14 protein-coding genes and 1 pseudogene are annotated in these 22,331 nt (G+C 53.4%); 4 read left to right on the forward strand and 11 right to left on the reverse strand.

All coding sequences use genetic code 11. From position 1 onward, the window contains the following. A partial coding sequence (locus JT719_RS15745; RefSeq protein WP_207434272.1) for a hypothetical protein occupies positions 1–300 on the reverse strand: 300 nt, incomplete at its 3' end. A gap of 226 nt (positions 301–526) precedes the next feature. Here JT719_RS15745 and JT719_RS25660 point away from each other — a divergent pair. From JT719_RS25660 to JT719_RS15755, 3 genes and pseudogenes are all read left to right on the forward strand, one after another. Further along, positions 527–973: pseudogene (locus JT719_RS25660) on the forward strand (PKD domain-containing protein); the annotation flags it as partial. A gap of 354 nt (positions 974–1,327) precedes the next feature. Beyond that, positions 1,328–3,184, forward strand: coding sequence for a T9SS type A sorting domain-containing protein (locus JT719_RS25550; RefSeq protein ID WP_341350770.1), 1,857 nt, complete (start codon positions 1,328–1,330; stop codon positions 3,182–3,184). Positions 3,185–3,238: 54 nt separating this feature from the next. Continuing rightward, a complete protein-coding gene (locus JT719_RS15755; RefSeq protein WP_207434274.1) occupies positions 3,239–4,951 on the forward strand; it encodes an Ig-like domain-containing protein in 1,713 nt (570 codons plus the stop codon). 337 nt (positions 4,952–5,288) lie between these two features. On the opposite strand, the gene JT719_RS15760 is transcribed toward JT719_RS15755, so the two are convergent. The 8 genes from JT719_RS15760 to JT719_RS15795 all read right to left on the reverse strand — a co-directional run bounded on the left by JT719_RS15760 (position 5,289) and on the right by JT719_RS15795 (position 17,104). After that, positions 5,289–6,608, reverse strand: coding sequence for a glycoside hydrolase 5 family protein (locus JT719_RS15760; RefSeq protein WP_207434275.1), 1,320 nt, complete (start codon positions 6,606–6,608; stop codon positions 5,289–5,291). A 39-nt stretch (positions 6,609–6,647) separates the two neighbouring features. Continuing rightward, positions 6,648–8,048: a sialate O-acetylesterase gene (locus JT719_RS15765; protein WP_242693267.1), complete on the reverse strand. Its 1,401-nt coding sequence runs from the start codon at positions 8,046–8,048 to the stop codon at positions 6,648–6,650. Between the two features lie 185 nt (positions 8,049–8,233). Then, positions 8,234–9,487 (reverse strand): glycoside hydrolase family 27 protein, encoded by a 1,254-nt coding sequence (locus JT719_RS15770; RefSeq protein WP_207434276.1) that lies wholly within the window; start codon positions 9,485–9,487, stop codon positions 8,234–8,236. A gap of 120 nt (positions 9,488–9,607) precedes the next feature. Beyond that, entirely contained in the window at positions 9,608–11,362 is a 1,755-nt protein-coding gene (locus JT719_RS15775; RefSeq protein ID WP_207434277.1) for a glycosyl hydrolase, read from the reverse strand. A 145-nt stretch (positions 11,363–11,507) separates the two neighbouring features. Next, complete coding sequence (locus JT719_RS15780; RefSeq protein ID WP_207434278.1) at positions 11,508–12,740, reverse strand: AGE family epimerase/isomerase; 1,233 nt, start codon at positions 12,738–12,740, stop codon at positions 11,508–11,510. Continuing rightward, positions 12,740–13,960 carry a glycoside hydrolase family 130 protein gene (locus tag JT719_RS15785; protein WP_207434279.1) on the reverse strand — a complete coding sequence of 407 codons (1,221 nt, stop codon included), beginning with the start codon at positions 13,958–13,960 and terminating at the stop codon, positions 12,740–12,742. The genes JT719_RS15780 and JT719_RS15785 overlap by 1 nt, the downstream gene beginning before the upstream one ends. Positions 13,961–14,022: 62 nt before the next feature. Further along, on the reverse strand, positions 14,023–15,897 hold the full coding sequence (locus JT719_RS15790) for a sodium:solute symporter family protein (RefSeq protein WP_207434280.1): 1,875 nt from the start codon (positions 15,895–15,897) through the stop codon (positions 14,023–14,025). A 46-nt stretch (positions 15,898–15,943) separates the two neighbouring features. Next, positions 15,944–17,104, reverse strand: a complete 1,161-nt coding sequence (locus JT719_RS15795; RefSeq protein WP_207434281.1) for a glycoside hydrolase family 26 protein — start codon at positions 17,102–17,104, stop codon at positions 15,944–15,946. A gap of 566 nt (positions 17,105–17,670) precedes the next feature. Here JT719_RS15795 and JT719_RS15800 point away from each other — a divergent pair. Then, positions 17,671–18,543, forward strand: a complete 873-nt coding sequence (locus tag JT719_RS15800) for an AraC family transcriptional regulator (RefSeq protein ID WP_207434282.1) — start codon at positions 17,671–17,673, stop codon at positions 18,541–18,543. A 165-nt stretch (positions 18,544–18,708) separates the two neighbouring features. On the opposite strand, the gene JT719_RS15805 is transcribed toward JT719_RS15800, so the two are convergent. Continuing rightward, the gene (locus tag JT719_RS15805; RefSeq protein ID WP_207434283.1) at positions 18,709–19,728 is read right to left on the reverse strand and encodes a glycoside hydrolase family 5 protein; all 1,020 of its coding nucleotides are present in this window, start codon (positions 19,726–19,728) and stop codon (positions 18,709–18,711) included. 224 nt (positions 19,729–19,952) lie between these two features. Continuing rightward, positions 19,953–22,295, reverse strand: a complete 2,343-nt coding sequence (locus JT719_RS15810; RefSeq protein ID WP_207434284.1) for a glycoside hydrolase family 3 N-terminal domain-containing protein — start codon at positions 22,293–22,295, stop codon at positions 19,953–19,955. Positions 22,296–22,331 lie beyond the last annotated feature (36 nt).

Consider the following 22,331-nt stretch of genomic DNA (forward strand, 5'->3'; position numbering starts at 1 on the left):
CACGCTCGCCCAATGGCAGCAGGCGCTGAGCAAGGAGGCCAACTCCAAATCGGTCAACCCCTTCTTCAAGTCCAAAACCGATCTGACGCCTTTAAACCTAGCCCTAAATGGATCAGGAATACCTTTTCCAAATATTCCTTTAGATATTGATGGTGAAATTAGGAATGCCTCTGCACCTGATGAAGGTGCAGATGAATACCTAGTTGATTTTGGTATTACCCGGTTGATTAGTCCAACTTTAGATTGTGATTTAACCTCTTCCGAAAATGTTACAATCAATATTACACAATTTGGAGACATTCCTTTTACAAATCTTAAGGTGGCGTATCAGGTAAATGATGGAACTATTTTTACCGAAATAATTCCTGGTTCAATTGAGAATGATATTGCTTATACTTTTAAACAAAGCCAAAATTTATTAGCAGAAGGTCGATATGATTTCAAGGTATGGCTTGTCGATATTCAGGATGATAATGTTAATAATGACACGTTACGAATAGCACGCTTTAAAAAGCCACGTCCCAGTGTGAACTTTAACTTTGTTGCCCGTTGTGCAGGCCTACCTATATCTTTTCAAGGGAATGCTAGCGTAACCCCTGGTAAAATTTCTCGCTATGAGTGGGATTTCGGTGATGGGGAGACAGCAGATATACAGAACCCAGAACATATCTACAAAAGGTCTGGAGTTTATACTATTACCTTGCGGGCTTATTCTGAAGAGGGTTGCTACGGTGCAATAAGCAAGGATATCAATATTATTACCACACCAGTAGCTAAATTCTCAGCACTAGCTGCCTGTGCCAAGGTTCCTTTAGCTTTTAGCAACGAGAGCACCGTAAGTTCCGGAACCATGAAGTATACGTGGGATTTCGGGGATGGTACCACTTCCACTGAACAAAGCCCCTCCAAAGCTTTTAACAAAGCTGGAACTTACAAGGTGAGTCTTGTTGTAAGCAATAGTTTGGGTTGCAGCGATACTTTTTCTAAGGAAATTGTAATTTATTCACTGCCGTCCGTCACTTTGACCTCTCTTGCCCCTGTATGTGCAGATGCTCCGACCTTTGCTATGACAGGGGGGCTTCCACAGGGCGGTACGTATTCAGGCCTAGGGGTAGTAGATGGTAAATTTAGTGCGGCTATTGCTGGTGCTGGTACACACACTATCATGTATACATATACTAATGAAAACGGCTGCACCAGTACCGCGACTAACATCATTCAGGTAAAAGCGCTACCAACAGTATTAATCACTGATTTACCAGCTACACTGTGTGTAGATGCCGCGCCAATAAAATTGAGTGCGTCTCCTGCTGGCGGTTATTGGAAGGTGAATACAATCTTAAATAAAGATGGGGTATTCATTCCTGCAACAGCCGGTGTAGCTATCCATACCATTGAGTACGTGTACTCAGATGCGGGTGGTTGTACGAACAAGGCAACCAAAACCATTGAAGTAGTAGCCGCTCCGGGAACCGTTACGGCCAGCAGCAACAGTCCGGTTCTGGTGGGCGGTGCGCTTACCTTAACTGCCAGCAACCTGACCGGTGCTACCTACAAATGGACCGGTCCTAACGGATTTACGTCAACCGCCCAGAACCCAAGCAGAACGGGCGTGACCTCAGCTATGGCAGGTACCTACACGGTGGTGGCAACGGTAAACGGTTGCTCCAGTCCTGCGGCCACAGTAACTGTAACCGTAAACCAGCCAGCCCTCATCAGTAGCTTCAGCCCGACCAGCGGAACGGTGGGCACCAGCGTGACCATCAAGGGCAGCGGCTTCACTGGTTCCACCAGTGTGAAATTTAACGGCACGGCGGCTACTTACACCGTAGTAGACAATCAGACCATCACCGCTACGGTAGCTGATGGCAGCACCACAGGATTGATCAGCGTGACCACACCTACGGGAACGGTGACCAGCAGCAGCAACTTCACCGTGCTGCCGACTACAGTAACAGTGGCAGGAACGGTGCGGTCCCAATTGGGTACGGCGCTCACCAATGTGGTGGTGAAGGCTACCACCGGAAATACGCAGACCAGCGCTACTACTTCCGTCTCGGGTGCCTTCAGCTTGAAGCTGAACCAAGGGCAAGCGTACACGGTGGCACCGGCCAAACGCAATGAAACCAGCGTGACCAACGGCGTCACCACCCTGGACATCGTGCAGATTCAACGCCACATTCTGGGCATCGAGGCCCTGTCCTCGCCGTACCGGATCATCGCGGCGGATGTGAACCTTTCCAACTCGGTGACCACTCTGGACATTGCCCTGGTGCGTTCCCTGATCCTGCACAACACCACCAGCTTCCCGGGTAACCGCACGTGGGCGTTCGTGAAGAGCGACTTCAGCTTTGCCAACCCGGCTCTGCCGTTCCCTTATGACAGCGTACGGACTTACAGCAAAGCCACCGAGTTGAGTAACCAGGACTTCATAGGCGTGAAGCTGGGTGACGTGAATGACTCCTGGGATGCCGCCACCGCCCGCACGGGTATTTCCGGAAGCGTGGCCTTCCAGATGGAAAACCAAGAAGCAACCCGCGGAACGGAGATCATAGTACCTGTAGCGGTGAAAGGCTTCTCCAATGTGAGCGGCTACCAGTTCACCCTGGATTGGGACCCGAAAGTGCTGGAGTTCTCCAGAATTGAGCACGCCGGAGTAGAAGGCTTCTACGGTACCCACAGCGTACTTGGCGGCAAGCTGACTACCGCGTGGACGGAGCCGAACGGACGGAGCCTGAGTCTGAAAGACGGTGCGAACGCCTTCTACGTGCGGTTCAGAGTAGTAGGGGAAACCGGTTCGGAGAGCAAGGTGAACATCGGGTCTTCCCTGACCAGAAGCGTGGCCTACAACGGCAGCCTAGGTCAGTTGGACGTGGAGGCAAAGAACGCGTTGGTGAAGGTGAAAGGCCTTACCTATGCCCTGCACCAGAACTACCCTAACCCGTTCACCGGCAAAACCGCCCTGCACTTTGAGGTTCCAGAAGATCAAGACGTGCAACTCACCATCTACAACGCATTGGGCCAAACCGTGCGCCGGATCAGCGGGAAGTTCGTAGCCGGGGAGCACTTCGTGGATTGGAAAGGAGACGATGCGGAGGGCAGACGCCTGAGCAATGGAACCTACTTCTGCCGCATGCGGGCCGGTAAGTTCACTGATACCATTCAGATCATTCTTGCTGATTAAGGAGAAATAGTAACAGAGATTTAGCGAGAAGAAATAATGCTGTTTGGAAAGCGCTTGAGCGCACTTTTAACGTGTTTATTTATCCTGTTTTTTTCAACTGCCTATGGTCAGGCGACAGAACTGCAACTTTCTGCGGACTCTGTCGCTGGCCTGCCAGGCACCGAGGTGGTGGTGCCCATCCGGGTGAAAGGCTTTGACAAGGTCATCACCGGGCAGGGTACCATTTCTTTTGACCCCAAGGTAGTTACGCTGGTGAAGGTGGAGCAGTACGGGCTTCCGGGCCTGAACGCTTTTAACTTCGGGACTACCAATAGTGAGAAAGGGGAACTGCTTTTCTCCTGGGATGATGCCCTCCTGGAGGGCGTGACCCTTGCAGAGAACGCCGTTATCTTTGCCATCCGGTTTAAAGTAGCTGGTGATTATGGCTCTAGCAGTAGAATCAATTTCCTGAACTCGCCTGCCCAACTGGAGTTCTCAAATCATGAGTTCCGTAAAAGCAGCGTAGCCCTGAAAGCAGGCAAGGTGCAGGTGCCGGCGTATGTGATCTCCACGGGGGCCATTACCCCATCTACTTTTTGTGCCGGCAATAAGGTAGCAGTGCCCTTCACGGCCCAAGGGGCTTTTGCAACTGGTAATACCTTCACCGCGCAATTATCTGATGCCAATGGTTCTTTTGTGAATGCCACTTCATTAGGAGGTAATAGCACTAGCCCCATTCTGGCTACTTTGCCCGCTACTGTACCTGGTGGAACTGGCTACCGAATCAGGGTGGTTTCTACCGCACCGGTAGTAGAAGGTAGTGATAATGGAAGTAACCTCACGATCAATGCCGTGCCTTCAGCTCCTTCTGTTTCTGCTGGAAGTAGCTGCGGGCCTGGGTCGGTTACTTTGACTGCTTCTGGTGCTCCGGCCAATGCAAGTTACCGCTGGTACCCGGATGCCCTGAGTAGTGATCCTATTCCAGATCAGACCGGAGGTGCGTTTACTACCCCTGTCCTTTCAACTACTACCACGTATTATGTGACCATTGTAAGCCAGCAAGGCTGCGAAAGTTCGCGGGTGCCTGTACAAGCGACCGTGTATGATCTAAAGGCCATCACCGCCGGAGCCGATGAAGAAGTTTGTTTGCCTTATGCTCCTTTTCAGTTAAAAGGAGCGTCCCCAGCAGGAGGTAGTTGGACGGGTAAGGGAGTGACGACCTCGGGACTGTTTGACCCGGTAGCAGCGGGAGTAGGAATCCATACGCTGACTTATACTTTCACTTGCCAAAACGGAAGCAAAGGAGAAGATACAAAGCAGATCAGGGTGATTGATGTACACGGGAAACCAACCATCCAGAAAATCGGCACCGATAGTTTGGCAGTAGACATGACAGGAGCCGTTTATGAGTGGGAGGCCAACGGAACGATCTTGATTTCTGATTTGAATGGAATAAAGATAAAAGAGCCGGGTTTCTACAGAGTACGCGTGCTGGATGGGCCATGTACATCTGAGTTTTCTGACCTGTTTTCAGTCTCTTTTTTCAGCGATTTCAATGTGTACCCAAACCCCAGCAATGGTGTGATCACACTTGATGGTCCTACCCTCACAGAGACAGTAGAAATTGAGCTAGTCAATTCCATCGGGAAGAAAATGTATCATGAAACTTTGAGCAGTTTCACCGGCAAAGCTCAGTTCAGCCTGCGCCACCTTAGTCCTGATCTTTACTTTATGACCATCAGAACGTCCAACGTGAAGAAGGTTTTCAAGCTGGTGTTTTTGAGGTGATTTTAGGAAAACAGCCCCAAAAAGGAAGAGCCTGCATGTAAGACGTGCAGGCTCTTCCTTTTTATAAACAGAATCAATTGATAGAGGCTAGAGCCGTGTGGATTCTAAATTGAAACTATAGTTTGGGGTAAGCTTTGCTTATTCTCAGACCTTGAGCATACCCTAGTCAAAAAGGGTATTTGCGTTTCTCTTAGGTCTGTCTAGTTCGCACACAAGATCCTTTCAGGATGACAATAGGGATGGAAAGATAATTGGGTAAAAGATAATGGGACGAAAGATGTTTAATGTGTTGATGAAGAGATATCTATAGTCTAAATGCTGGATTTTTGGATGTTAATTATTTCCCACCTTTTACTTTCTTCCTACCCGCCTGACTCACCAACTTGCTGTACTTGGCAATAAGCGGCATGGTGCTATCTGTATCGAAGACGCCGTAGAGGCCTTGTTCCTCTTGTGGTGGGTCGCCCATGAGGTCATCGCCGGGTTTCCAGAAGTGGCACGTAGGGTTGGAGCGGGCGGTTCCGTTGAAGGCCCAGAAGTTGGCGCCGGCCAAAGCGTCTTTGGCTTGGGCGCTGGAGAGTACGCGCTCAAACACCCGTTGGTAGTACCGGTCGCGGTGCGTGGTTTTGGCCGAAGGGCTGAACTCGTTGTTATCCCTTTGCAAGCCGAATTCCTCCAGTACGATAGGCTTCTTCTGCTCGCGCGCAAAGGCGATGTGGCGGTCCATGTACTCCATGGTTTTGGTGATGGCCGCATCAAGGGTGCCGGCCAGGTTCTGGTTGTCCAGCCAGCCCCAGTTGCGTGGCCAGATGTGCATGGTGAAGTAATCGATGTTCGGATCGGTGTGGACTTGCTTGAACACGTCCATGGAGCTTTCGGAGCCGTGCGAGCCTTCTGAACCGGTAGACACCAGGTGATTTTTGTCCAGGGACTTGATCAGCGCGGCGGTGCTTTTAATCCATTGGTCATAGGCAGGCACGTTGGCCATGGAGAAAGCGCGGGGCTCATTGGCGATCTGCCAGGACATGATTACGGGGTCATTGGTGTACTTCTTCTTGGTGAATTGATTGGTGCGGCCTAGCATGAATTTCACATGATCCGCGAACTGCTGCTTGCAGGGAGCGCACTGGTGGAACCGGCCGGAGTACTTCATAAAACTCGCCCAGTCATTGTTGTTGGCCAGGGCGTAAGGAATCGGCACGTTGGTGTTCCAGTTCACATATTGGCTAAAACCCCCAGACCATTCCCAGGCATTGTTCAGGTACAGCACCGCCTTCATGTCGCGCTTGTCCATTTCAGCCAAAAGAAAGTCAAGCCCTGCCAGCACAGTGTCATTGTACACGCCCGGCGATAGCTGCAGACCCGGCGACACGCGGTACGGTTGGTTGTTGGGGCCCTCGGCGCCAGCCAGAATGCGCAGGTTGGTCACGCCCGCTTTCTTGAGCATATCCAGTTCCTTGCGCAGGCGCTCGCGGTTGCCCGCTTCACCGGTGGAGCCCAGCAGCGCGCCGTACCAGTAATTGGTGCCAATGTAGTAATAAGGCTTTCCGTTTAAAGTAAACTGATGGCCATCGGTTTTCACAAAGCTCTTTTTCTGGGCGTGGAGCTGGGTGAAAGCAACGCACAGAAGGGCAAGTACGAGGTAGATTCTTTTCATGTATTTTTCAAAAAGTAAAGGAGAAACGAACCAGCCCTGTTATTTCAGGGACCAGGTATCGGTCCGGAAGGCCGAGGCGGGTAGGCCTGCTTTGTTGAAAAGGTTCGGGTTGGCGCTGTTGCTCCAGCCAAACCGTACGGCCACCGGCTTTTTCACTTCCTTGGCGCTGACCACAATGGTGTTGCCGTCTATTTTAGCAATAGCAGGCACAAACTTCTGGTCTTCGCCGGCAATCTCAAAGTAAGTGAGCTCTTTGCCTTTGGCTACCAAGCCTTGGTCGGCGTGGTCAAAATAGAGGCGGATCTTGTTGCCCTGTACTTTCATGGTGCGGTAAATAGGCCCCGAGGAGACCACGTCTTTCTTGCCGTAGGTTTTGTTCAGGGCCAGCGCTGCCAGGCGTTTGCCTACGTCCAGTTTGTTTCTGGGGTGGATATCGTCTACGTTGCCCACATCGCTGATCACGGCCATGCCGGTGTTGGACACACTCAGGGTTTTCAGCTGGGCTTCGGCCAAACGGGGCCATTCTTCGGCCCCGCCGTATTTGTAGGGCGCAATCTGTACGTAGTAGAACGGGAAATCTTGCTTCCAGGCAGAGCGCCAATCCTGGATGAGGGCGGGCAGCATCTGGGCGTAGACCTCCGGCGCATCTACGTTGGATTCGCCCTGGTACCAGAGGGCACCGGCCAGCCGGAAAGGGATAAGCGGCGCAATCATGGCGTTGTAGGCTTTGGCGGTTTGCACTGGTCCCCATTCCACTTCTTTGCGTTTGGCGGCGGCCTCAGCCAAAACAGGATTGGCGGCAATGGCCCCGGCGCTCAGCCACACTTCGGCGGGAGTGCCACCCCAGCTGCTGTTGATCAGGCCCACGGGCGTTTTTACGTTCTGGTGGATCTCTCTCCCGAAGAAGTACCCAATGGCGCTGAAGTGTTTCATTGTCTCGGGGGTGCACACCACCCACTGGCCCTGTACGTCCATCTGGGGCGCATCGGCGGTGCGGTGGCCCACCTGGAAGAAACGGATGGAAGGGTAGTTGGCCTCCGCCACGTGTTTCTCGGCGTTGTCTATGCCGGCGTTGGCGCTCCATTCCATGTTAGACTGGCCCGAGCATAACCACACCTCGCCCAGCAACACATCTTCCAGCACAATGGTGTTATAGCCTTTCACGGTCACGGTTTGCGGCCCGGTAGCGTTGGAGGTCTGCAGTTTCACCGACCATTGGGCCAGGTTGTTGGCTTTGACTTTCACGGGTTTGTTGTCCCAACTGCCGGTAACGGTGATTTCCTCGCCGGTTTTGCCCCAGCCCCAGATGGTTACCTCGGCGTTGCGCTGCAGCACCATGTGGTTGCCAATGATAGCCGGAAGCGAGACCGCGCCCGCTGAGGTAGCGGCGCCACAAATCACCATAAATACAAATAGTTGGATAAAGGTTTTGAGTTTCATACAGAGAAATGGATGAGGATATTATGTTCAGGTTTGGCCCCCAGGTGTGTTTGCCTGCTGCCAGAGAAATTTATTCATTGTGTTCCTAATCTGAAAGTGAGAGGAAGCTGAAACAGCGTTTAGAACCTGATTTCTGAAAAACAGGCTCTAAACGCTGCCTCTTGGCTTCCAACAGGTAGAAGTTTTTACTTGCTCGCTACTTTGGCCTTGTCACCGGAAAGTACCAGCATGATCACGTCATGGGCCGGAACCGTGCCAGAAAAAGTCTTCTTGGTATTGCCTTGTTCTTTCTTGGTCCACACGTTGCGGATTTTGTAAGTGGTTTTGCCGGCGTTCAGTTCTCTTTTGGAGAGATCATCCACAACAGGCGTGTTTTTCCAATCGAAGTTTACTTTCTGGGCAGATTTGCTGCGGTTCAGGAACACCACGGCCCATTTGTCGTTGTCCAGCGGCTTGAACCAGGTTTCCAGGCTGTCTTTGGCGGCGTACTTAAAGCCCTGGATGCCCAGTTTGTCCTGGTTCACGGCAATGGCTTCTTTATCGGTTAAGATAGACACGGTTTCCTTGCTCATCTTGCGCAGGTCGTTGCCGGCAATGAGCGGAGCGGCCAGCATGGCCCACATGGTGAAGTGTGCGCGGTCCTGGTTCACGGCCATGCCGTTGCCTACCTCCAGCATATCGGGGTCGTTCCAGTGGCCGGGGCCGGCGTACTGACGAAGGCCTTCCTGCTTGTCCAGGATCTGCATCACACCCCATGATTTCCAGGTGCCGTGGTCTTCCACGCAGTCAAAGCAATTGTAGATATCGCCGGTAGTGCGCCACAGGTGCCCCACGGTTGGTCCCCACTCCCAGGGCTTGTCGTTGCCCCACTCGCAGATGCTCAGCACCACCGGACGGCCCGCTCTGCGCAACGCCGCCGCGATGGTTTTGTAGGCACCCTCGGCTTTCAGGCCTTCGGTGTTGCACCAGTCGTATTTGAGGTAATCAATGCCCCATTTGGCGTACTGCTGCGCATCCTGGAACTCATAGCCACGGCTACCCGGCCGACCGCCACAGGTCTGGGAACCGGCATCGGAATAGATGCCCAACTTCAGGCCTTTGGAGTGCACGTAATCCGCCAAAGCTTTCATGCCTGAAGGGAAGCGCTTGGGGTCTGGGTGGATGAAGCCCAGGCTGTCGCGGTCGCCGTGCCAGCAATCGTCTATGTTAATGTACTCGTAACCGGCAGCTTTCATGCCGGAGCTCACCATGGCATCGGCGGTCTCCCTGATCAGTTTCTCGTCTACGTTGCAGGCAAATTTGTTCCAGCTGTTCCAGCCCATGGGCGGGGTCATGGCCAGGTTCTCGTATTTGGTGTAGTTCTGGACGTAGTTGTTTCCCTGGCCCAACGCCGCGAACGACATAACCAAGGCGGCTGCGGATAGCAATAGTTTCTTCATGTGATTAGAATGGGGTTTGAAGTAAAAGCTACTTTGTGTGGTTCATTTCCTATGTTCGTTCCTGAGTTGTTTTGCGCCCGTTTTTCGGAAATCGGGCGCAAAACAGCACGGGAGATAATCTTATTTTTTGATCATCACCTTGCGGGAAATCTGAGTATGGCCTTGCTTGATGGTGAGCGTGTACACGCCCGCCGGAATCTGTTTCAGCGGAATTTGCACCAGGTTTTGTCCGCTGGTTAGTTTCTGCGTGATGGAGGTGACCTTAGCTCCGGTGGTGTTGCACAAGGTGAAAGTGGCGGCCACTGGGGTTTGGGCGCTGATGTTAACGGTAAGGTACTCTCCGGTGGCGGGATTTGGGAACACGGCCAGTTGGCTCTGTTCTTTTTCGTTTGGGCTAGCCGTCACCGTGCCGTAGTTCCGCCAATCAGGAAGTTCGTCCAGCGTGATCACATCAGGGTCGTTGAAAACCGAGCGGAGAAGGCTGGTGGGTTGTTTCCGGGTGAAGTCTGCGCCGGGCCACACCGCAAACCAGGACCACCACGTGCCAAAGGAACGGATGAACTCCGGGTTGGGCAGGTTGCCAGTCTCTGAGAGGGTTACCAGTTTCTTGCCGTTGAACAGCGTCTGTAATCCCGTCCATTGCGCGCTGAGGTTGGAGGCAGAGGCGGTGTTCTCGTAGATGTCGATGCCCACAATGTCCACGTAGGCATCGCCGGGGTACCACTCAGGTTTGTTGTGCTCGGCGGTGTACACCCAGATGAGGTTGTGCAGTTGGTGGTGGTTGGTGAGCCGATCATACAGAATCTGCCACAGTTCCTTGAACGGTGCCGCGCCTTTGGCGCCCCACCAGAACCAACCGCCGCCGGCCTCGTGCAGCGGTCGCCACAGCACCGGAATGTCCTGCGCTTGGAATTTCTTCAGTTCTGTGGCAATGACATCAATGTCGCGGAGGAGGAGTTGGTATTTGGCGCCGTTTTTATCGGCTAGCACCGCGGCGATGTCAAAGGTGGTGGCCCGCGTGTAGAAACCGCTCCACCAAAGTTTGTCGGGGGCCTGGTTGATGAGATCCGTGGGCGCGTTCCAGTGCCATATCAAACTGATGATGCCGCGGCCCTGGTCTTTCTTGGCCCACTGAATGGCGCTCTCGGAGAAGCCCTGGGGCCTGGCCCCGTGCTCCACCCTGGATGGGGAATACTCAATCAAATCATAGGAACCAATGGCCGGGTCTTTACCGGAGTGCGTGCGCACGTAGTTGATTTCCTGTAATTCGTTGGTTTCCTGCTGAGCGGCCAGCACCTTGGTGCCGTACACGTCTACCAGGTACGAGAACAGGTTTTTGGTAGAAGTGGTGGCGTTGGCATCGGTTAAGTTTTTGGCCGGTTTGGCCGGAGGGGTGACCGTGGCTGAGGTGAGTGTGATGTAGTCAATGGTGTACCAGCCCCAGCCGCCGCCAATCACAAGGGTATTGTTGCCCGCTTTGAGAGAGAATTTACCCGCCTGCGCGGTGCCGTACGTGGCCACATTAGGGAACATTCCCTGCGATTGCTGCCCGTTTACCTCCAGTACGTAGCCTTTCTCGCCAGAAGGCGTGCCGTACCGGATGGTCAGGTCATAGACACCGGCCGCGGGCGCGTTCATCGTAAAGGTTACGTTTTTGGCGAAGGTGTTGTCAAAGCCTTGCACATAGCCCGTACCGGAATACCCCGCCACTGAATTCCCCACCGTCATGCCGGAACTGCGGGTAGCGTTTTCAGCTTCTATTTTGATTTCAGTGGCGAAAACCGAAGTGGAGGCGAACACACCAAGCAAGGCGAATAGAAAGCCCCGCCAGGCTTTAGAAGAAATAGCAGCAGAATTTCGTAAACGTGTTTTCATGTTCAGTAAGTAACAGTTGAAAATTCCAGTGTTCGGGGCAAGGTGCTACCCAATCCATTCCTTCTGATAAAGATTTGTTTTGGGCCTGCTTTAAGGAAAACAATCCCAAAACAAATATTTATGCTGCCATCAGGTTCAGAGAACCTTACTCGTTTGCCAGCTCCTTTTTGCACCGGTGGATGACCTCCAGACAGGCGCGGGCGTTGTGATAGGGGCATTTCCAGAAGCCTACTTTATCTTCTTTGGACATGAGTGAATAATCATCGTTGACGCCCCAAAACCATTCGCCGCGTTCCAGATCCAGGAAATAGGTCTGGGCGAACTTCCAAGCGTTCAAAGAATACTGCAAAAAGGCTTCGTCGTGCGTGAGCTCATAGGCGTTCAGGAAGCCCACCATGGCCTCGGCGCTCACCCACCACTCGCGGTGCTTGTCGTAGTGGTGGGTGTCCACGTTCAGTTCGTGGTACAGGCTCCCGTCGGGCAACAGGGCTTTTGACGTAGCGATGGCCATGTTCAAAGCGGTGTCCTTTACCTGACTCAGCAGCTCCGGATCGCCCAACACCTCGGCGGCTTCCTGCAGAAGCCAGGAGGCCTCAATGTCGTGGCCGTAGGAGATCAGGTTAGCGGTGGAAGTCCAGTCGCGGGCAAAGAACAGTTTCAAATGGCCCGTGTTCTGGTCCACGATGTGTTGCAGGAACACCTCAACCAGCCCTTTCAGCTTTTGGGCCAGCTGTTGATCCGGCCAGATGCGGTACAGGTTGGCGTAGGCCTCCAGAATATGCAGGTGCGTATTCATGGTTTTGGGATCGTTGCGGTCCTTCTCGCTCAGGCGCAAGTCCTCCAGCAGCTCACCTTCCTGGCTGAAAGCCTCCAGATAACCACCGTGCTCGGGGTCAAAGCTGAACTGCTCAATCCACTGGAACAATTCCTGGCTGGCCTTCAGGGCCTCCGGATTCTGGGTGGCCTGGTAGTACTCGCTGAAGCCGTAGATGGCGAACGCCAGGGCGTAAATTTGCTTGCGGGTGTTCAGTGGCTGACCTTGGGCATCCACGATCCAGTAGATACCGCCGTGGGCGGTGTCCAAGAAAGAGGTGCGCAGGAAATCAAAGGCCCGGGTGGCAATCTCCAGGTAGGTTTCCTGCCCGGTTTGCCGGAATGCCGCCGAAAACGTCCAGAGGATGCGGGCGTTCAGGATGCTGCCCTTGGGCGCATCTGAGACCACGTTCCCGGCGTAATCGATCTGCCCGATGAAGCCGCCGTGTTGGTGGTCCAGGGTGTGCTCCATCCAGAAACTTAATATCCTTTCCAGCTCGCTTTCCATCTCCTGCTGGTAGGTGGAAAGCGTCTGGCTAAGGGTTGTACCGGTGAGGGAATCCATTACCGTGCGTTGTTTAGTTCAGGCGCTTCTACCTGTTTTTTGCTTTCCAGGTACGCCAGGTTCTTATCAATCAGATTATTGATTTGCTGCACGGAGGCGGCGGAGCGAAGCCCATCGGCAGGAGTGTTCAGGGCGTAATCCAGCAGTTTGTCCACGGTGGAGGTGGCCACGTGGGTGCGGGTGTCTGAGGATGCGTAGTAGATAAACACGGTGCCGTCCTCGTCCAGAATCCAGCCGTTGGCGAACACCACATTGGACACGTCGCCCACCCGTTCCTCGCCTTCCGGCGCAATGAAGAACCCGCCGGGCTTGGCAATCACCTTGGATGGGTCCTGCAGGTCAGTCAGAAACAGGTACAGCACGTAGCGCAGGCCGGCAGCGGTGTTGCGCACGCCATGGGCCAGGTGCAGCCAGCCTTTCTCGGTTTTGATGGGAGCGGGGCCTTGGCCGTTCTTCACCTCGTACACGGTGTGGTAAGTCTTGGGGTCCACAATGATTTCTTCGTCCACCACGGCGTTCTCCATGGAATCCGTCAGGCCCCAACCGATGCCGCCACGGCTGCCCGCCTCAATGAAGCTGTCCTGCGGACGGGTGTAGAGCGCGTATTTGCCGTTGATAAACTCGGGGTGCAGCACCACGTTGCGCTGCTGCGGCGAGGTGGTCTTCAGGTCGGGCAGTCTTTCCCAGGAAACCAGGTCGCGGGTACGGGCGATGCCGCACTGCGCATTCGCCGAGGATTGGTCGCCTTCCGGGGCTTCCGGGTCTTTGCGCTCGGTGCAGAACAGGCCGTAGATCCAGCCGTCCTCGTGCTGGACTAGGCGTATGTCGTACACGTTGATGTCCGGATCATCGGTCTCGGGCATGGTGATAGGCTTCTCCCAGAATTGGAAGTTGTCGATGCCGTTTGGGCTCTCGGCCACCGCGAAGAACGACTTGCGGTCGTTGCCCTCCACCCGGGCCACCACCAGGTACTTGCCGTTGAACTTGATCGCACCCGCGTTAAAGACCGCGTTCACCCCGATGCGCTCCATGAAATAAGGATTGGTCTCGGGGTTCAGGTCATAGCGCCAGAAGATGGGCGCGTGCTGGTTGGTCAGGATCGGGAATTTATATTTGTCGTAGATGCCGTTGCCCAGAGGCTGCTTCTCGTTTTTTCTGCTGATCAGCTCAGTGTGAAACTTCTCCAGCGCTTGCTGTCTTTTTTGGAAGAGATTTTCCATGAGGATGAATTTAAAAAGATAATGAGGAGAGCGGTTAGGGAATGCACCTTGCCGCTGTTGGCTTATGTATGGGAAACTAATTTTCTTTTTAGGGCAGAGGCCACGCTGTCACCGTCATGGTCCAGCCGGTCCCACCAGGTTTTCTTCAGGATCACGCCTACCACCAGGATAATTCCCAGGACTACCATCAGTTCGGTGTGCATGCCCAGCACCAGGTAAATAGGAAGGAGCGTGAGCGCCATTTGCCCGGCTACGCCAATAAGCACGTTGAACATGTCCAGCCAGAAGTTTTTGTTTTCCACAAACGACGGATCTTCGGCTTTCACCTGCTCAGCCACCGGTCCCCAGAAGCCCCACGGACGCACGTTGCGGTAGAAGCCCTTCAGGGTTTCCATGTCGGTTGGCGGGGCCAGGTAGGTACCAATGATGCTACCGACTAAAGAGATAAGCAGCAGGTACGGGAAGTAGTACAGGTCCAGGCCTTCGGTGAAGTAAGGGAAAACGAGCGCCGGAACAATACCGGCCAGCATGCCCCAGAAGAAGCCGCTGCCGTTGAAACGCCACCAATACCACTTAAGCACGTTGGCCGAGATGTAGCCGCCGTACAGACCCGCCACAATCCACTGCAGCAGGCTGTTCACGTCTCTGGCAAACAAGCCCAACACCATGCTCACCAACACCACTACAATGCCCGTGAGATAGTTGATGCTGTTCACTGTTTTGTTGCTTGCTTTGGGGTTCACGTACCGCAGGTACACGTCGTTCACCAGGTAGGCCTGCGCCGCGTTGAGCGTCCCTGCGAAGGTTCCGATAAACGCGGCTAACAAACCGGCCAGGATCAAGCCCATTAAACCGTTAGGGGCAAAGTTCTGGATAGCGGCGGGCAGAATGCGCTCGAAGTCAATGCCGTTCGCAGATTCTAGGTTGAGTTGGTTGTAGTTTAAAATAGCCAGCACGGTAAACCCGATGATCATCAGGTAGCGGGTAGGAATCAGAACCACCGACACAAATCCGCTCATTTTGGCGGCGTCTTGCGGAGACTTGGCTGAAAGTACCTTTTGCATGTCATAGCTGGGGGTAGGACCAGCCAAGCTGGCTAAAACTCCCTTGAAGACCATCAGCATAAAGAAAATCCCGAACAGGGAGTAGCCATCGGCCTGGATTTTGGCATTCACCTCGTCAATGATGCCGGTCCAGTTCAGGTCATCCAACGTAGCCCCAAAGAAGGGTGTTCGCCAGCCTTCAGGCACATTCAGTTGCGCAACCTCCAGGTTATTCATGGCCAGGACCGCAATAGCTACGGCGGCGGCCGTCATAATCATGTACTGGAGCACATCGGCCCATACAATGCTAGCCATACCGCCCAGAATAGAGTAAAACACCGCGAAGAAGGTGAAGAGCATGCCGTAAAAATGCGGCACGTATTCGGCGGGAATGGTGAAGGGCAAGTACGGCTGCACCACCGACCAAGGCACGAAAATCTCCACGAACTTACCTAACCCAATGAAGCCGTACGCCAGAAAGCCCAGACAACTGAGCAAGGCAAAAATAACCACAATGGCGTGCGACTTACTGGAGTCTTTCCCCCGCCCGAAACGGGTGAGCATCCACTCGGCCCCGGTGGTCACGTTGGAGCGGCGCAGCCAGGCCGCCAGGAACATCATCAGGAAGATCTGGTTGAAGGAAGGCCACAGCCACGGAATCCAGATACTTTTGAGGCCATACACAAAGCCCAGCATCACCATCCACATGGTGCCCGAGATATCGAACATGCCGGAGGCGTTGGATAAACCCAGTGCGTACCACGGCAGCGTGTTGCCGCCCAAGAGATACGCTTCTTTGTTGGCCTTGGCTCTCTTCTGCAAAATCAATCCAATGGCCGCTACCGATACCAGGTAGAGGAGGATGATGCCTACGTCAAGCGCGGTTAACTTCATGAGGTGTCGTTGTTGTGGGTTAGTTTAGTGTCAGGTAAGAAGCGTTTTATTGGGCAGCTTGTTTGTTCTGGGAAACTGGTGCGTACAGGTTCTCCTGCTGCGTTTTCTTGATGAAGAACACCTTAGGATTTTGGTAGAACTTCTTGAAATTCGCGGCGCTTTTCTGCCCCGGATAAGGCGCGTAGTAGTGATCTGGGCGGCCGTTGCGCCACACCAGCACGTAAGACAAACCGGCGTCTTTCACGATGGGGTACAGCACGTTGGTCCACCAATCAGTGACCGGCAAGGTCTCCAGGCCGGTTTCGCTGAGGGTCCAGACTTTGTTTTTCTCCTGACCAATCTGGCGCAGCGTTTCCACCATCTGGCGGGCTTCTTTTACAAAGGTCTGGTTAGATTGGGTTAGTTGGCTGGCGTCGGCGTTAGCCGGTGGGCGGTGGTAAATGTCAAAGCCCACAATGTCTACGTAGTCATCGCCGGGGTAGCGCTCCAGGTAATCCTCGCGGGAGGTGAAGCGGTCGGTGGAGTAGGCGAAGAGCAGGTTGTTGGCTTTCTTCTTGCGGAGGTAGTCCACCGTAAAGCGCCACATCTGCTTGTATTCCTCTGGCGAGCAGTGCTTGCGGCCCCACCAGAACCAGCTGCCGGTATGTTCGTGCAACGGCCGGAAGACCACCGGAATCAACTCGCCCTTGGGTCCTTTGAGGCTTCTCATAAAAGAAGCCAAACCGTCCAGCCAGGATTGGTAGCGTTTCAGGGCTTTTTTGTCTTTGAACAAATGCTGAATGGTGGAGTCCATAGGGTCCCAACTGGTTTTGCTGGGGTCCAGCGGATTGTTTAAATGCCAGCTGAACGTGTTCAGGCCGCCGTTGATGTACACTTCTTGGGCAAACTCCCGCATTTTCTGGAACGGAACGCTGTCCAGGTTCACGGGTTTGTTCAGCTCTAGGTGGCCCAGGTCCCAACCCACCACAGCCGGGTATTCGCCTACTACTTCTTTCACGTCAGAACGGCCGGGTTCATACTTCCAGCCCATGCCGTAGGCCAGCGCATCCTGGTGCCCAAACATGATGCCTTTCTGCGAGAGCCTCTTCAGGTTCGCGTACAGGTTTCGGGTTTCGGCCGTGGCTTTCTTGTTGATGGGAAGTGCCTGCCCTACAGCAGTAAGACAGGTGAATGCCAGGAAAAAGCAAGCCGCAAATAATCTGGTCATGGGTGTACAGGTAACAAACAGTTGAATATTGTAGCCAGGCAGAAGCACTTTGCTCCAGGTGGCAACCTGGTTTGTGCTGGCTCTGTTACCAAAGACTTTCCGGTTTTTCAAACCCAAAGAGCTGCTTTTAGGGCGCTTCTTTGAAAGGGTAGAAATGCTATGGAATACGTCTTTGGCTCCAATACAAAACTACATAGTTTTCATGCCCCCGATTAATACTTTTTTATCAAATAGTTGATTGAAACTTTCTATTTTGGCCCCAAATCGAAAAACTGTAACGGATTTGGACTGAAAGGAAGAAAGCTGGTAGAAGTGTGGTTGACAAGCCTTAAAGAAAGGTAATGTTGCTGAATTATTAAATAGTATGGTTTATTTAGCTGTAAATGAGGCATACCAAAGGTTAGCTGTTTTGGAGGTCATTTAATGAAACTTGAGTTAAACCAAAGAAACGAAGAAGATTTAGGGTGCATAAACGGCTGATAGATGTATGCTGGTTTAGTCTTTTTTTAACATATTTACAGTAGATATTGAGCATGCCTGATTTTACAGGTTGAACTATAAGTTGTATGAGTGCAATCTATCGGGAGATAACTCCACTAACGCAGAACGACTGTTTTACTCTTTTCTCCCGGGTGAAGCAGGAGTTTAACTTCCCCTTGCATTACCACGAGGATTTTGAATTGAACTTCATCTACAATGCCGCCGGCGCCAAGCGGGTGGTGGGCGACCATGTAGAAGTCATAGATGATTATGAGTTGGTGCTGGTAGGCAGCAACCTGCCGCATGGCTGGTTTACCCACCAGTGCAAAGACAAAGAGATCAAGGAGATCACCATCCAGTTTCACCGCGATCTGTTTGATGAGAAGTTCCTGCGCCGGAACCAACTCAGTTTCATAAGAGCCCTGTTAGAGCGGGCCAGCAAAGGCATTTCCTTTTCCCGCGAGACCAAAGAAGCGTTCAAGCCCCGGTTGGAGGCATTAACCCAGAAAGGCGGCTTTGATTCTGTGCTGGAGCTTATTTCCATTCTGCATGACCTGTCCATCTCGCGCAACATGCGGACGCTCTCCAACAGCACCTTCACCTCTGACCAATTTAACTATTACAGCCGGCGTATTGAGAAGGCGTTTGAGTACATGCAGACGTATTATGACAAAGATGTTTCCCTAGCCGATGTGGCCAAAGTGGTGAACATGCCCGAGGTTTCCTTTAGCCGGTTTATCAAGAAACGGACCGGAAAAACCTTCATAGAAAGCCTGAACGAGATAAGGTTGGGGCACGCTTCCCGCATGCTCATTGACACCACCGAGACCATCTCCGAGATCTCCTTCAAGTGCGGGTTCAACAACCTATCGTATTTCAACCGCATTTTCCGGCGCAAGAACGGCTGCACGCCCAAAGAATTCCGGCAGAATTACTCCGGTTCACGGGTGTTTATTTAAGGCTTATTCAGAAAGGAACCCCGGATTTGAAACGGTTTCCTGCAAAACAGACTCTTGCTGAGAAGCTGATTCTGAGGTGTTTTCCTGAAAAGAGACGCAAAATGAAAAGCCCCACGCCAAACAATTGGCGTGGGGCTTTTGCATGAAGGGTATGGAAATACCCACCTATTGCGCAGCTTTGCTTAACAGCTCTTTCCTCACTAACTGGCCAGATTTGCTGATGCTGGCTTCGTTCCACTGGCCGGTGGTGCTGGTGCCGGGCTTAAGCGCCGAGGCGGCTTCGTCTTTATCGGCCACCGACCAGTTGCACCAAGAGATCTGGTGCTGATCCAGGAAGTCCCACCAGGCTCTGCTTTCGGCTTCGTCTACCTGGCCGTTACCGTCGGCGGCGCAGGTGCCAAACTCCGTCACAAACAGCGGGGCGCCTTTGGCAATGGCTCTAGCCGCTATGTTGCGTAAGTCTTGCTTGTGGGTGGCAGCGTAGTAATGCAGGGTATAGGCGATGTTGCTTTGTCTGATGGGGTTCTCGGCGGCCTCGTCTACCCGCTGTGACCACATCCTGGTGCCGCAGACAATGATGTTGTCCGGGTCATGCTTGCGGATTTCCTGAATGACAGCCTCGTGGTACGGCTTTATCTCCGTGGCCCAGTCGGCGTTTTGCAGAGGCTCGTTGAAGGGCTCATAAATCACATTGGGGTACTTGCCAAAGCGCTGCGCCATCTCAGAGAAGAAAGCCTTGGCCTCGGCGGTGTGCTTGTGGGCCTCGTGGTCGTGCCAGTCAATGATCACGTAAATGCCTTCTTTGATGGCGGCTTCCACCAGCGTGATTACTTTCTGTTTCTCCGCCGCCGGATTCTGCAAATACCCGCCGTGGTCCACGCCCATGGCAGCCCGCACAACTGTGTTGCGCCAGTCTTCCTTCAGCCATTTTACGGTAGAAGGATTGTAGAAATCGCCTTCCCACTGGCTCCAGAAAAAGGACATGCCCCGCAGCTGCACCGGTTTGCCTTTCTGGTCTACCACGTGGGTTCCCTCTATCCTTAGTTGCCCATATTTTTCTACCGGAGTTTGCGCAATGGAAGGTTTGTCTGGAACTGAGTTTTTGCAACCGAAACCAGTTGCCAGTACCGCCGCCAAAGCGACAGATTTTAAGAACGCGAAACGCTTTATGGGTTTTGTAGGCATAGCACGATAGGCAAGTTTGTATAAGGGTGGAAGGATTGACGAAAGGTGTAGAAAGTCATTTTGCAGGTGTTTTCCTGAAAACAGGCCCAAAACGGATTTGGGCGGGTCTTTAGGTCAGGCAAAAGCCTGTTGCAGAGCGCCGGAAAGAAAACAAGCCTTCTGTTTTTAGCCCATTTGCCAGAAAGCAGGATAAAAACGGAAGGCTTGTTCAGGTGGGATAGTCCTTATTGCAGGGTCACTACGGTTTTCAGGTCACCCACCATCAGGTCGAAGGCGCCGGGCTCGGTTACCCATTTGCCAGCCTCGTTCACGAAAGCCAGGTCTTTGGCCGAGAGGGTGAAGCTCACTTCTTTCTCCTCGCCGGGCTGCAGAGACACTTTAGAGAAAGCTCTCAGGCGTTTAGCGGCCGGGGTGATGCTGGCGTACTGGTCGTGGCTGTAGAGTTCCACTGCTTTCTTGCCGGCTTTGCTTCCGGTGTTCCGCACCCGCACAGTTACCTTCAGGTTGTCATTGTTACCGAAGGTGGTTTTGTCCACGCGCAGGTCAGAGAAAGCGAACGTGGTGTAGCTTAAACCATGCCCGAACGGCCACTGCGGGTTGAAACCACGGTTACCGGCCACGTTAGGTACGTCTTCACGGATGATCTCGGTGCCTTTGTGGTCATAAGTCAGCACATCGCCGGAGAATCTTGGATACGTGAAAGGCAGCACGCCGTCTGGGTTGTAATCCCCGAACAGCACATCGGCGATAGCCGCGGCCCCGAAGGTAGCCGGACGGTAAGCCATCACAATCGCATCGGCCAGCGGCTCTACGGATGACAATACGCGCGGTCTGCCTTCCAGCAACACAATGATCACCGGTTTGCCGGTTTCTTTGGCGGCTCTCACCAGGGCCAGTTGGTTTTCCTCTAAGTCAAGGTCATCAATCACACCGGGGCTCTCGGCGTAGGCTTTCTCGCCTAAGCAAAGCACAATAGCCTGGGCCTGGGCGGCGTCTCTTTTCAGCTGGGCCACGTTGTAGTTGGCGGCGTTGCCGAATTCAGCCACAGAACGGGAGATCACATTGTTCTTTCCAATTTCGGCCACCAGGCCTTGCACCACGGTTTTGGCTTTGGCTGGATATTGGCTTTCATCGGTTCCTTGCCAGATGTACGACCAGCTGCCGTGAAGCGAGGCCAGGGTATTGGCGGTTGGACCAGCTACCACAATCTTGGAAGTCTTTTTAAGCGGCAGCACCTGGTTGTTGTTTTTCAAAAGGGTGATGCTCTCCAGCGCCGACTGCAGCGATACCTGGTCAAACTCCGGTTTGTGGATGGTGTTTTTGAGGGCTGCTTTTGGTCTCACTTGCTCAAACAAGCCCAGTTTCTTCTTGAGGGCCAGGATGCGGCGCACAGAGGTGTTGATGCGGTCCTCAGAAATGGTACCTTCTTTCACCAAAGCCACCAGATGGTCATAGAAAGAGAAATCGGTGGGTACCATGCTCATGTCCAGACCAGCTTCCACGGCCATTCTTACCGCTTCTTTAGGCGTAGCAGCCACTCTGTGGCGGGTGTGCAGACGAATCACGTCTTCCCAGTCAGACACGGCCACACCTTCAAAGCCCAGCTCGTTGCGTAGGATTTGGGTCAGGTAGTACTTGCTGCCGTGCACCGGTACGCCGTTGATCTCGCCGGAGTTGATCATGACGGTAGAAGCGCCGGCCTCTACTGCTGCCTTGAACGGCGGCAGGAAAATCTCACGCAGCATCTGCTCCGGAATGTAAGAAGGCGTACGGTCTTTGCCGGTAGAAGGGTAGGAGTAGCCCAGGAAGTGCTTCATACAGGCGGCTACGGTGAAATCCGGGCCTTTGCCGTTCTGCTCATACCCTCTGATGGCGGCGGCGCCCATGGTTTTCACCACAAACACGTCCTCGCCGAAGGTTTCCTCAAAACGCGGCCACAGCGGCTGACGACCCACGTCCAATACCGGATCAAAGTTCCACGGAATACCGGCGGCCCGGGTTTCCAGGGCGGTGATCTGGGCAAGGCGGTTCACCAGCTCCGGGTTACGCGTGGCGGCCATGCCGATGTTGTGCGGGTAAAGGGTAGTACCGGCCAGGTAGTTGTTCCCGTGGATGGCATCAATGCCGTAGATCACCGGAATCTTCAGGCGGGTCTTGTCGGTCACGTCATGGATGGCGTTCAGGACGGTGTGCCACTCGTCAATGGTGTAAGCCCGGCCTTTTACGTTCAGGATGGAGCCTATATGGTGGTTCACCAGTACATTGCGCAGCTTGGCGGTGTCTACCGTGGCCGCTTCGGAGTCTTTCAGGATGAGGTCAATGGTGAGTTGGGTCATCTGGCCCACTTTTTCCTCCACGGTCATTCTGGAGAGCAGGTCTTCAATCTGCTGATCGCGCACGGGAGCCGGCGCGGCTGCTGAAGAAGTGGTGGTGCCAGCGTTGGTAGTTGACGACGACGTCTGCGCTGTCTTGGTGCCGCTGCAGGCAGGCAGGCCAAAGGCCAAAGCCAACGAAAGAGCGGCCGGAGTCAAATACCTCAGGGAGGTTTTTCTGGTTGGTGATGGCATGAAGGATATTGTTTTGCTTAAAACAGTTTTCAATGT

It is taken from the genome of Sabulibacter ruber, assembly GCF_017355955.1.
Classification (GTDB): Bacteria; Bacteroidota; Bacteroidia; order Cytophagales; family Hymenobacteraceae; genus Nibribacter; species Nibribacter ruber_A.